Source organism: Streptomyces sp. NPDC107528 (genome assembly GCF_055639295.1).
The window spans coordinates 32,063-43,602 of sequence record NZ_JBVKAV010000011.1 but is presented as its reverse complement, the minus strand read 5'-3'; the positions used below and the strand labels follow the sequence as shown (position 1 = coordinate 43,602).

Genomic DNA, 11,540 nt, shown 5'->3' with positions numbered 1-11,540 from the left:
AACGGTTCACCGGGCAAAATGATCAATTGGTGGCGCCCGTCCTGCCGAGGGCAGCGGTGATGTCCTGCAGGAACGCCGAGACCGGGCCCAGGGTGAGCAACCCGCTGCCGGCTCCGGCCAGTTCGTTCACCGCCGGCGTGAGGGCGGTGTGCACACGTGCCAGGGCCGGCCGGTCGCCGAGGCCCAGGGCCGCTCGGGCCGTGAGACACCACAGGGCCTCCTGGAGGAGGTCGCGGGGTGGTTCGGGGGTGGCGTGGAGGGCCTCGGCGGCCTCGGAGCGGTGGCCCCGGTCGAGGAGCAGCAGGGGGCGCACCCATGGCGCGTATGGGCCCCAGTCCGTCCGGTCGTCGAAGTGCAGTGACAGGTCGTGCCGCACGCGCAGGCACAGCAGCGCGAGCGGCAGCAGGCCTTGGGCCAGGCCCGGCATGCCCGCGCCGTGCAGCAGGGTGGCCGCCTCCTAGTAGGCCGACTCCACCTCCGTCACCGGCGCCCGGCCGGTGGCATCCAGTCGCAGTGCGGCGTACCAGCCGGTGAACACACCCACCAGCGGTGCCTCGTGGCGTACGGCCAGTGCGTCGGCGGCGGCCGCGTGACGGTCTGCCGCGGTGAAGTCGCCGAGGGCGCTCAGGGCTTGGAGCCGGATCAGGTGGCCGAGGATCTCGAACGTGGTCAGGCCGTGGCGGGTGGCGAGCGCGACCAGTTCCGCACCGATCCCGGCGCGGCGCGGCGCCTGTCCGGTGCTGTCGAAGCACTGCATGAAGGCCGCGTTCAGGGCGAACGCCAGCAGCGCCGGATCGTCCAGCCGGCGGGCCATCTCCTCGGCCTGGCGGGCGGCCTGCGGGCCACGGGCATGCGCGGTGCCGCGCGACTCCAGGGCAATCGTGGCCAGCAGCCGGGCCTTGGCCGCCTCGTGGTCTTCGGCGGGCAGGGCGATGAGTGTGCGTTCGGCTGCCGCGACCACTTGTGCCGCCTGGTCCGGGTCGTCGAGGCGGGTCCAGATCGCCGGGACGTCGTAGGCACCGATGACCCGGGCGGTCAGCTCGGCGTCGCCCAGCTCCTCGGCGGCCTTGACGGCCGCGACCCGGTGCTCCCGGGCAGCCAGCAGCCCACCGCCTCCGGTCACAGCGAGGTTGCGCAGCAGACCTGCCGTGGACTCCAGGCGGGCGCGGGCGCCGGGGGCGACGGCACGGTCGTAGGCGGCGGCCACCTGCTCCCAGACCCGGCCGGCGGGGTTGTCGCGCGCCTCGCCGAGGTGGTCGGCCTGGTGGAGGATGTCCGCCTCCAGGGAACGCAGACCGGGCCCCGGGTCGATGCCGAGTTCCTCGGCCAACAGGGCACGCGCCCGACGCAGCACGTCCAGCGCGTCGGCCTGCCGGCCCGTGCGGTACAGCGCCAGGGCCAGCAGGCGCCAGGCGTTCTCCCTCCAAGGGTGCTCGGCCGCGTGCGCCCGAAGGTCGGCGGCGGCGCGGTCGGCCAGGCCGAGGGCCAGCAGCGCCTCGGCACGCAGCTCCACGGCGTGCAGGCGCAGCTCGGTCAGGCGCCGGCTCTCGGTCCGGGCCCACTCCTGCTCCGCGAACTCCGCGTAGGCAGGACCACGCCAACAGCCGAGCGCTTCGTCCAGCCGTACGGCCGCCTCCTTGGCCGGCAGGGCACCAGCAGCGGTGACGGAGTCCTCGAACCGCCAGGCGTCCACCGCGTCCTTCGCGGCGCGCAGGGCGTAGCCCGGGCCGTCGGTGACCAGCAGCCGTGCCGGAGTGCGGGGTGGCCGGTCGGGTTCGAGGGCGCGGCGGAGTGCCGCGACGAAGGTGCGTACGGCGCCCACGGCCTCGGCAGGCGGGTCGTCCCTCCAGAGGTCGTCGACCAGGCGGGAGACAGGCACGACATGGCCCTTGGCCACGAGCAGCCGGGCGAGGACCGAGCGGTGCCGCGGGCCCTTCAGGTCGATCGCGTTCCCGTCCGCGTCCCAGGCCGTCACCGGTCCGAGCACACCGAAGGCAGGCCCCACGTCGTCCACCGCCGTCCTCCTCCCTGGGCACCGCCGCCACGCCGCCGCTGTGCTCATCACCCGCTCATCGGCCGCCGCGAGGATCGAGGAACCCGATCTTCCCGAGGGAGATCCTCCCCCATCGCATCGAAAGGAGCGGAGCCATGCCACCCGTCATCGCCGGCTTCGATCACCACCGCGTCCCCGTCGCCGACGGCGTGTCCCTGCACACGGCCGTCGGCGGCTCCGGCCCGCCCGTCGTCCTGCTGCACGGCTTCCCGCAGACGCACCTGATGTGGCGCCACGTGGCCGCGGACCTCGCCGCCGACCACACCGTGATCTGCCCGGACCTGCGCGGCTACGGCGCCAGCGACAAGCCGGCCGAGACCGACGGCACCGTCTACGCCAAGCGGACCATGGCCGCGGACATCGTGGCCCTGGCCAGTGAACTCGGACATGAGCGCTTCGCATTGGCCGGGCACGACCGCGGCGCCCTGGTGGCCTTCCGTGCCGCGCTCGACCACCCCGCCACGGTCACCCACCTGGCCTGCCTCGATGTGCTGCCGACGCTGGACATGTGGGAGGTGATGCACGGCGTCACCGCCGCCGTCGGCTTCCACCTCTATCTGATGGCGCAGCCGCCCGGCCTGCCCGAACGCATGATCAGTGCCGCGCCGGACGACTTCTTCGGCCACTTCCTCGACATCTGGACGTCCGACCGGCGGGCCGTGCCGGACGAGGTCCGCGACGCCTACCTGGCGGCCTGCCGCGAGGCCGTGCCCTCGATCGTCGCCGACTACCGGGCCTCGGCCGGCGTCGACATCGAGCACGACCGGGCCAACCGCGCGGCCGGAACCACGCTCCGTATGCCGGTCGGCGTGCTCCAGCAGGACTGGGGCGCCGCCCTCGGCTTCGACGCCGTCGCGCTGTGGCGTGCCTGGGCGCCCGATCTGCGGCACACCACGGTCACGTGCGGTCACTTCATGGCCGAGGAGGCGCCGGACGAGATCGTGAAGGCGCTGCGCGACCTGATCGCCGGCTGAGCGCGCCGAATGTGCCGAGCCGACCGGGGGCGTTGGCTACCAGCGCCCGGGTTCGGTCCCGGTGATCGGCTCCGACGGTTTGCCGTCCACCCCCACCGGCACGTCACCGGCGAGCATCACCCGGTGCATGGTGCGGGGGAAGCCGAGGTGGGCGTTGTCGCTGGGGGCGAGGTGGATGGTGGCCCGGTTGTCCCAGAAGGCCACGCTGCCGGGCTCCCAGCGGAAGCGGACCGTGTACTCGGGGCGGGTCGCCTGGTCCAGCAGCATCTCCAGGACGGCGGCGCTCTCCGCCCGGGAGAGATCGGCGATCTGCTCGACGTAGTAGCCGTTGACGTACAGGATCCGCTCCCCCGTCTCTGGGTGGACCCTGACCAGCGGATGCAGGGTGGCGACCTGATGGTCGAGGAGATGACGGACGTACGCGTCGTCGCCGGGCCGGGGCTGGTAGCCGACGCCGAGGCGGTGCTCGGCCCGCAGTCCGTCCACGAACTCCCGCACCGGGCCGGACAGACCGGCGTAGGCGGCCGCCAGGTTCGACCAGGTCGTGTCGCCGCCGTACGGGGGTACGGTCTCGGCGCGCAGGATCGTCGCGGCGGGCGGGTCGACACGGGCGCCGTGGTCGCAGTGCCAGCCGCGCACCAGGGTGTGGCGGCGGCGCCGCAGCCACTCGTCGTGCTCCATGCCGAACTTCCCGCCCAGCTCCAGCCGGTCGGCGGTCGTCTCGATCTCGGGGAAGTCCGCCGGGGAGGCGCTCCCCCGCTTGCGCAGGACGACGGGTTCGCCGAACCGGCGCGCGAACGCCACCTGCCCGGCGTGGTCCAGCCGCTGCCCGCGGAAGAACACCACCTTCCAGCGCAGTACGGCCGCCCGGATCGCGGCGACCACGGCGTCGGCCGGCTCCGCGGCCAGGTCGACGCCCGTGATCTCCGCCCCGATGTGTCCGGCGACCGGTTTCACCTCGATCCCCGCGAACTGCTCCGTCCCGTCCGCTGTGGCCCTGTCCGTCGTCATGCCTGCTCCGTCGGTCGTCCGTCCGCACCAGCCCCGGTCCGAGCCGGCCCCAGGAAGATCGTGACAGTGTTCGGCGGGCCTGGCGACAGGGCCACGACAGAGCCTCAGACCGTGAACTCCCGTATCACCGTGTTCCGGAAGACCGCGGTGCCGTCGATCGTGAAGAGCGCGAGCCCGGTGTCGATCAGATACGGGAATACCTCCGCCGAGTGCACATGGCGTCCGTCGTCGACGAACATCTCGACAGACGTGCGGTCGACCAGGATCCGCAGCTGCACGGTGCGGGCGGACGGGTCGAAGGGGCTGTGGCTCTCCTGCCATCTGCCGGAGGCGTCGGGGTTCAACGTGGGGCGGCGGTTGAGGAAGGCGTAGTCACGGTAGATCCCGGCGTCGACATGGCGGGCACCGTCGGGTGAACGGCGCAACTGGAGTCCGGCGCCCGTGAGTTGGTCCCAGGTGATCTCGCAGGTCACCTCGTAGGCCGTGCCCTGGTAGTCGAGCACGCGGGTGCCGGTGACCTCCAGGTCGCCCAGGTCCACCGTGCGGGAGACGTGGTCGTGCAGGGCGGCGACCGGTTGTGAGGCGAGGTGGTACGTGCCGCCGGATCCCCGCTTCAGGGTGATCTCGCGGACGATCGAGTCGGTGCCGTTGAAGCCGTCGCAGTCGATGGTGGGCGTGGTGTTGGCATAGTCCCAGTTGTTGAGCCAGCCGATCGCGTAGCGCACGGCCGGGTCCACCGAGCCGTCGCTCCGGTGCTTGTCGAAGGTGACGGCGGCGTACCAGTCCCAGCCGTGGTCGAGCCACTGCGGGTCGGCGGCGTCGGCGGTGAAGGCGGTGCCGTCGAAGGAGCCCGTCCAGTAGGCGTACGTGTTCGGCAGCCCCGAGCCCTTGCCGTTCGCGCTGACGCCGAGCACCCACTTCGCGGTGCCGTCGTCGGCGGTGATGCGAAACAGGTCCGGGCACTCCAGGACGCCGATCCCGCCTTTGACGAAGCCGTTGACGTACGTCCACGACTTCAGGTCGGTGGAGTGGTAGAAGCCCACCTTGTCGTTCTCGGCGAGGGTCATCACCCAGCGCCCGCGTTCCTCGTCGCGGATCACCTTGGGGTCACGGAAGTCCCGGACGCCGGGGTTGGGCAGGACCGGGGCGGTGCCGTGGGGCGTGAACGTGCGGCCGCCGTCGGTCGAGTAGTACAGGTACTGCGCCTGTGTGATCTCGTCCGGCGCCATCGTGGCGAGGACGATCACCGCGCCCGCGCCGAAGCCCGCGGTGTTGTCGCTGTCGATCACCGCCGAGCCGGACCAGACGTCGCCGTTGGGGGTGGTGTCCTTCGGCACGGCGATCCCGCGGTCGGTGAAGGAGACCAGGTCGGTGCTGGTGGCCAGGCGCCAGGCGGTGCCGGTGGTGGTTCCCCCGGCGAGATAGTCCGGGTTGTACAGGTAGTAGTAGTGATACTCGCCGTCGATCCAGATCGGGCGCTGGGGGTCGTTCTTCCACTGGTCGGGGACCGTGAAGTGGTACTGGGCGCGGTAACTGGCGCAGGCGGCTGCCGCCTTCCTGGGCTTCGCGGCGGCCTTCGGTGCGGTCGCCAGCAGTGCGGCCGAGGCTCCCGCCGCCGAACCGGCTAGCAGCGCTCTCCTGGACATCCCTCGCATCACGCATCGTTCCTCTCGTCAGAGGTGTCAGAACGGTGGCTCGTGGGATCAGGACTTTGGGACCTAACTCGTTAAAGGTCAAGTGGTTCGCACCTATTGACAGGGCCCTGGCCCGCTTCCCATCATCTGGGGCATCACTACTCGACTAACACGAGTTAGGCCCGTTCAGATGACCGACTCGCACCTCACCCGCCGCACCCTGCTGCGGTACGGCGCCTACGGCGCGGGAGCCGCCGCGCTGGCGGGCACCGCCGCGAGCTGGGAGCGGCTCACCGGAGCCGACATCCCCGGCCGCAACGACGGCTCGCTCGTCGTCGCCACGCTCGGCCCCGCCTACGGACCGGAGGCCGTCCGCACGCTCACCGAGGGCTTCGGCAAGGTCCACCCCGACATCAAGCTGCGGATCAACGCCGTGCAGGCCGTCGACTGGTCGGACTTCTTCGCGAAAATCCTCACCCAGATCGCGGCGGGCACGGCGCCCGACCTCGTCTACGTCGCCACCGAGGGCGTCCAGCTGTTCGCGCAGCGTCTCGGGGTCCCGCTCGACGACTGGGTGCGGCGGGACGCCGAGGAGCTGCGCGAGTACTTCGCCGACGTCCATCCCTCGCTGGTGGAGTCGATGATGTACGAGGGCAGCCTCTACCAGCTGCCGGTCGAGTTCAACGCCGCCGACATGTACCTCAACAACCAGGTGCTGGAGCGGGCGGGGGCCGCCTTCCCGGCGGCCGGCTGGACCCGCGACGACTTCACCGCGCTGCTGCGGGACATGAAGCGGTCCAGTGGTTCCCAGTTCACGCCGTACTTCTGGACCAACCGGTTGTGGGGCGGCGTGGTGCCCTGGCTGTTCGCCAACGACACCAACCTGCTCGCCGAGTCCAAGGCACCCGGTGGCGGCTGGCTGTGGGACTCCTTCTACCCTGCCGCCCAGCGACAGGGACGCGGGGGCGGCTTCCGGTGGACGACGCCGCAGGCCACCGACGCCCGCGTCGAGGAGGCGTACGACTATCTCGCCTCCCTCATCCAGGAGGGGCTGTGCACCCGTCCCGAGGGCGGCAACGGCCAGAACCTGATCGGTGTGTTCTCCACCGGCCGGGTCGGGGTCACGCCCGCGGGCGGCTTCTGGGCGGGCGGCCTGCATCAGGCCGGGATGCCGGCCGGCGGCTTCGACGTGCAGTACTTCCCGCGCTGGCGCACCCAGCGCATGCAGTACGGCGCCGCCGGCTACGCGCTGCTGCGCACGTCGAAGCGGCAGGAGGAGGCCTGGGAGTTCATCAAGTACGCCGCCCGCCACGACACCCTGACGCGGCTGTTCATGACCAACCAGACCACCCCGGCGCGCCGCTCGATGCTGACCGCCGACCGCTACCGCGAGACCGGCCCGAACCGCTGGCAGGTCTTCTACGACACCCTCGACCAGTTCCCCGACACCGGGCCGATCCCGGCGCCGCCGCAGGTCGCCGAGGTCGAGCAGGTACTGCTCAAGCACACCGGTACCGCACTCTCCTCGCGGCGTGCGGTGGGCCCCGCGCTGCGCCGGATGCAGGGCGATCTGGAGAAGGCCATGGAGCGTGACGTATGACGAACACCCGGATACCGGCCGCCGTACGGCCGAAGCGGCCGGCCGCTCCGTCGGCACCCACGGCCCGCCCCTCCGCCCGCGACCGCGGCGCGCACCTGCTGGCCACGCTGTTCCTGGCGCCCACGATCGTCGGCATCGTCGTCTTCACGGTCGTACCGATCGTCGGATCGGTGGTGCTGAGCCTCTTCCACTGGAACGTCATCGACTCCCCGCGCTTCGCCGGGGCCGCCAACTACCGTGAGGCCTTCACCGACTCGACCGTGCTGGTCTCCTTCCGCAACACGCTCGTCTTCATGGTGTTCGCGGTGGCACTGCAACTGCTGATCGCGCTGGTGCTGGCCCTGGCGGTGAACGGGCGGATGCCGGTGTGGCTGCGCTCGGTGTTCCGGTCGGCGTTCTTCTTCCCGCTGGTGCTGTCCGCCGCGTCGATCTCGGTGGTGATGAAGTACCTGTTCAACCAGGACTTCGGGGTCGTGAACTGGCTCCTGGGGCTCGTCGGGGTGGCTCCGGTGCCCTGGCTGACGTCCGAGAACGCGGCGATGGCCACGGTGATCCTGGTCTACGTCTGGCAGCAGTTCGGCTTCTCGTTCCTGCTGTTCGTCGGAGGCCTGAACAACATCCCCAAGGAGGTCCACGAGGCCGCCTCACTCGACGGCGCGACCGGTCTGCGCAAGCACCTGGGCATCACGCTCCCCCTGCTCTCGCCCACGCTGCTGGTCGCGTCGGTGGTCGGCATCATCAACGCGCTCCAGGTCTTCGAGCAGCCGTACGTCCTCACCAACGGCGGTCCCGGTGACGCCACCCGCACCGCGGTGATGGTGATCTACGAGAGCGCCTTCGAGCAGCTGCGGTTCGGCGAGGCCTCGGCGGTGGGTGTGCTGCTGTTCGTGCTGATCATGGCGGTCACCGCCCTCCAGTTCCGGCTCAGCCGGCGTTTCGTCCACTACCAGTGAGCCGGTGAGTTCCATGAGCCAAGCAACCCTGTCCCTGAGCCGCACCCGGCACTCGCTAGCGCCGTGGGCCCGGATCGCCGCGCTGGCGGCGTGCGCGCTGCTGACCCTGGGCCCGGTCCTGTGGACCGTCTCCACCTCACTGCGCACCCCGGCCGAGGCCTTCGACCTGCCGCCGCGGATCATCCCGACGGACCCGTCCGTCGAGGCGTACCGCGGAGTCTTCGACCAGATCGACGTATGGCTGCTCGCCCTGAACTCGACGCTGGTGACCGCGCTGATCGCGGTGGGCCAGATGATCACGGCGGGACTGGCCGGTTACGCCTTCGCGCGTCTCGAGTTCCGGTTCAAGAAGCCGCTGTTCGGGCTGGCCCTCGCGACCATGATGGTGCCGTTGCAGGTCACGATCGTGCCGGTGTTCCTGGTGCTGAAGTCGATGGGGCTCACCGACACCCTGCTCGGTCTGATCATCCCGGCGTTCCCGACCGCGTTCGGCACCTTCCTGATGCGCCAGTACTTCCTGGGCATGCCCAAGGACCTGGGCGAGGCGGCGATGCTGGACGGCTGCGGGCCATGGCGGATCTTCCGGTCCGTGTACGCGCCGCTGGCCGCGCCCGGTCTCGCGATCGTCGGTGTGCTGGCCTTCAACTACCACTGGAACGAGTTCTTCCGCCCGCTGATCCTGGAAACCTCCGGCCAGAACTACACGCTGCCGCTGGGTCTCGTCTCCCTCCAGGGCAACCTGGGCACCGGCTCCATCTCCGTGGTGCTCGCCGGTGTCGTCCTCTCCATGATCCCCGCCGTCGCCGTGTTCGTCGTCGGTCAGCGCCCTCTGCGTGAGGGCATCACGTCCGCAGGAGTCAACCGTTGAGCCTCACCGCTCAGTCCCCGGACCCCAGCGCCCCGCGCTTCCGGGTGCGTCCACCCGCCAACTGGATCAACGACCCCAACGGGCCCTTCCGTTGGCGGGGCCGCCATCACCTCTTCTACCAGCACAACCCCGCCGCTCCTGTGCACGCGAACGTCCACTGGGGACACGTTTCCAGCGCCGACCTGGTCCGGTGGGAGCACCATCCGATCGCGCTCACCCCGACGCCCGGCGGCCCGGACGAGGCGGGCTGCTGGTCCGGGTGCGTGGTCGACGACGACGGCACACCGGCCGCGGTGTACACGGGCGTCGACCGCCACCACACCGGCCTCGGCACGATCTGCCTGGCGCGCGCGGTGGTCCCGGAGGACGAGACGCTCACCGACTGGAAGCCGCTGCCGACACCGGTCGTGACCGGCCCGCCCGCCGACCTCGATGTGGTGATGTTCCGCGACCCGTTCGTGTTCAGCAGCGGCGGACGCCGCTGGGCACTGGTCGGCGCAGGGCACGCCGACGGGACGCCGTCGGTGCTGCTGTACGACTGTGACGACCTGGCGGACTGGCGGTTCGCGGGGGTGTTCCTGGACGGCGACGACCCGGTCGCGGCGGATGCCTTCGGGGACGGGGCGGTGGGCTGGGAGTGTCCGCAGCTGTACTCGACGGCGGGCGGCGACTGGGTGCTGGTGCTGTCGCTGTGGGACGGAAGCCCTTGCACCACCGGCTATCTGACGGGGCGTCTCCAGCCGTACGGTGAGGGCGAGTTGCACTTCGAGTCCCGCACCGGCGGACGGCTCGACCACGGGCGGGACTTCTACGCGCCCGCCGTGCTCCAGGAGCCGGACCGGGCGTTGATGTGGGGCTGGTCGTGGGAGGCCCGCGAGCAGGGCGAGGTCGATCGAGTGGGCTGGGCCGGGGTCCTGACCGCGCCGAGGGTCGTGGACGTGCATCCGGACGGGGCCCTGCGGGTCGTACCGGCGCCGGAGCTCGAACTGCTGCGTGCGGCGGAGCCGTTCGCCACGTCGGCGGACCGTCGAACCGCGCTGCCGGAGGCGTACGACCTGACCGTCGCCGCGTCCGGCCGCACCACCGTCGGCCTGCTCCGGTCCGCCTCGGGCGCCGAGCTGACTGTCGTCCTGGACCCGGAAGCCGGCACCGTGACGCTCGACCGCGGCGACTGGCCACGGACAGGACGCGAGGGATCGGGGCCGATCGTGGTGCGGGCCCCGGCCGGCGAGGTGCGGATCCTCGTCGACGGCTCGCTGTTCGAGCTGTTCGTCGGCGACCGGGCGACGGTCACCGAGCGGGTCTACCGGCGACCGGACGACGTGGCCGAACTCGTGGTGACCGGCGCTTCGATCGCGGTCACCGGCTGGGAGCTGGTCCCACCGACGCGCGACTGATCACCGGGCAGGCCAGGCGCCGCACCGTCGCGGGCGGCGTCCTGCCGGTGTCGATGGCGTCGAGGACCAGCCGTGCGGCGGCGTCGCCCATCGCCCGGTGGGGCAGCGCGACGGTGGTGAGGGGCGGGGTGAGGAACTCGGCCATGTGTTCCTGGTCGTCGTAGCCGACCACCGACAGCTCGCCGGGGACGGCGATGCCGAGCCGGGTCGCGGCGTGCAGGGCGCCCGCCGCGACCCGGTCGTTGTAGCAGAAGATCCCGGTGGGACGCAGGTCGGCGGGCACGCCGTCGAGGACCCGCAGCGCGCCCTCGTACCCGCCGGTGATCTCGCCGCCGGTGCGCACGACCCACTCCTTGGGAACGGTGACCCCCTCGGCGCGCAGTGCGTCCCGGAAGCCGCGCAGCCGGTCGACGGAGGCGATGTCGTCCTGCCCGCCCACCATGGCGACCCTGCGGTGCCCCTCGTCCAGCAGCAGCCGCGCCGCCGTACGGCCGCCCGCGCGCTCGGCGGGGATGACCGCGGGCAGGGAGTCGTCCTCGGGCAGGCAGTTGGCGAGGACGGAGTGGGTGCGGTGCAGGCCCTCGGGGACGCGGACGCGACGCAGGGACATGGCCGCGTAGATGATGCCGTCCACGCGTCGGTCGAGGAGTTCGGCAACGGCGGCGTCCTCCTTGGCGGGGTCGCCGCCGGAGTCGATGGTCAGCACGAGGTGCTCGCTCCCCCAGGCGGTTTCCATGGCGCCGCGCAGCAGCCGGCCGGCGAAGGGCGAGGAGGCGATCTCGTCGGTGACCAGGCCGATCACGGCCGTCCGGCGGCGGCGCAGGCCGCGGGCGACGGGGTCGGGGCGGTAGCCGAGCTGCGTGGCCGCCTGCCGGATGCGTTCCTGCGTGGCCGGCGAGAGGTTGCCCTCGGCGCGGCCGTTGAAGACGAAGGAGACCGCCGTGTGCGACACCCCGGCGAGCCGGGCGACGTCGCGTGACGTCGGACGTGCCGAACCCGTCGGCTGCTTCTCCTCCATGCCGCCCATGACGTCCGCTGCCCTCGTCCCCC

At 71.6% G+C, this 11,540-nt stretch carries 8 protein-coding genes and 1 pseudogene; 5 read left to right on the top strand and 4 right to left on the bottom strand.

Translation table 11 applies throughout. The features are described from left to right. Nucleotides 1-22 precede the first annotated feature (22 nt). Nucleotides 23-2,062, bottom strand: a pseudogene (locus ACZ7L5_RS31645) (AfsR/SARP family transcriptional regulator). An 86-nt stretch (nucleotides 2,063-2,148) separates the two neighbouring features. Between ACZ7L5_RS31645 and ACZ7L5_RS31640 the strand changes: the two are divergent. Further along, complete coding sequence (locus ACZ7L5_RS31640) at nucleotides 2,149-3,027, top strand: alpha/beta fold hydrolase (RefSeq protein ID WP_471520985.1); 879 nt, start codon at nucleotides 2,149-2,151, stop codon at nucleotides 3,025-3,027. A 36-nt stretch (nucleotides 3,028-3,063) separates the two neighbouring features. Here the strand turns inward: ACZ7L5_RS31640 and ACZ7L5_RS31635 are convergent, their stop codons facing one another. Together ACZ7L5_RS31635 and ACZ7L5_RS31630 are read right to left on the bottom strand one after the other, a co-directional pair. Next, on the bottom strand, nucleotides 3,064-4,038 hold the full coding sequence (locus ACZ7L5_RS31635) for a TauD/TfdA dioxygenase family protein (RefSeq protein WP_471520983.1): 975 nt from the start codon (nucleotides 4,036-4,038) through the stop codon (nucleotides 3,064-3,066). A gap of 104 nt (nucleotides 4,039-4,142) precedes the next feature. Continuing rightward, nucleotides 4,143-5,693 (bottom strand): glycoside hydrolase family 32 protein, encoded by a 1,551-nt coding sequence (locus ACZ7L5_RS31630; protein ID WP_471521510.1) that lies wholly within the window; start codon nucleotides 5,691-5,693, stop codon nucleotides 4,143-4,145. A gap of 169 nt (nucleotides 5,694-5,862) precedes the next feature. Between ACZ7L5_RS31630 and ACZ7L5_RS31625 the strand changes: the two genes are divergently transcribed. The 4 genes from ACZ7L5_RS31625 to ACZ7L5_RS31610 are packed head-to-tail and all read left to right on the top strand — an operon-like array spanning nucleotide 5,863 to nucleotide 10,490. Beyond that, complete coding sequence (locus tag ACZ7L5_RS31625) at nucleotides 5,863-7,272, top strand: extracellular solute-binding protein (RefSeq protein ID WP_471520981.1); 1,410 nt, start codon at nucleotides 5,863-5,865, stop codon at nucleotides 7,270-7,272. Then, on the top strand, nucleotides 7,269-8,225 hold the full coding sequence (locus ACZ7L5_RS31620; protein WP_471520979.1) for a carbohydrate ABC transporter permease: 957 nt from the start codon (nucleotides 7,269-7,271) through the stop codon (nucleotides 8,223-8,225). Before ACZ7L5_RS31625 ends, ACZ7L5_RS31620 begins: the two co-directional genes overlap by 4 nt. A gap of 13 nt (nucleotides 8,226-8,238) precedes the next feature. Then, nucleotides 8,239-9,093: a carbohydrate ABC transporter permease gene (locus tag ACZ7L5_RS31615; RefSeq protein ID WP_471520977.1), complete on the top strand. Its 855-nt coding sequence runs from the start codon at nucleotides 8,239-8,241 to the stop codon at nucleotides 9,091-9,093. Then, the gene (locus ACZ7L5_RS31610) at nucleotides 9,090-10,490 is read left to right on the top strand and encodes a glycoside hydrolase family 32 protein (RefSeq protein WP_471520975.1); all 1,401 of its coding nucleotides are present in this window, start codon (nucleotides 9,090-9,092) and stop codon (nucleotides 10,488-10,490) included. The genes ACZ7L5_RS31615 and ACZ7L5_RS31610 overlap by 4 nt, the downstream gene beginning before the upstream one ends. Here ACZ7L5_RS31610 and ACZ7L5_RS31605 read toward each other — a convergent pair. Next, entirely contained in the window at nucleotides 10,453-11,517 is a 1,065-nt protein-coding gene (locus ACZ7L5_RS31605) for a LacI family DNA-binding transcriptional regulator (protein ID WP_471521509.1), read from the bottom strand. The two genes, ACZ7L5_RS31610 and ACZ7L5_RS31605, sit on opposite strands and share 38 nt — an antisense overlap. Nucleotides 11,518-11,540: the final 23 nt, after the last annotated feature.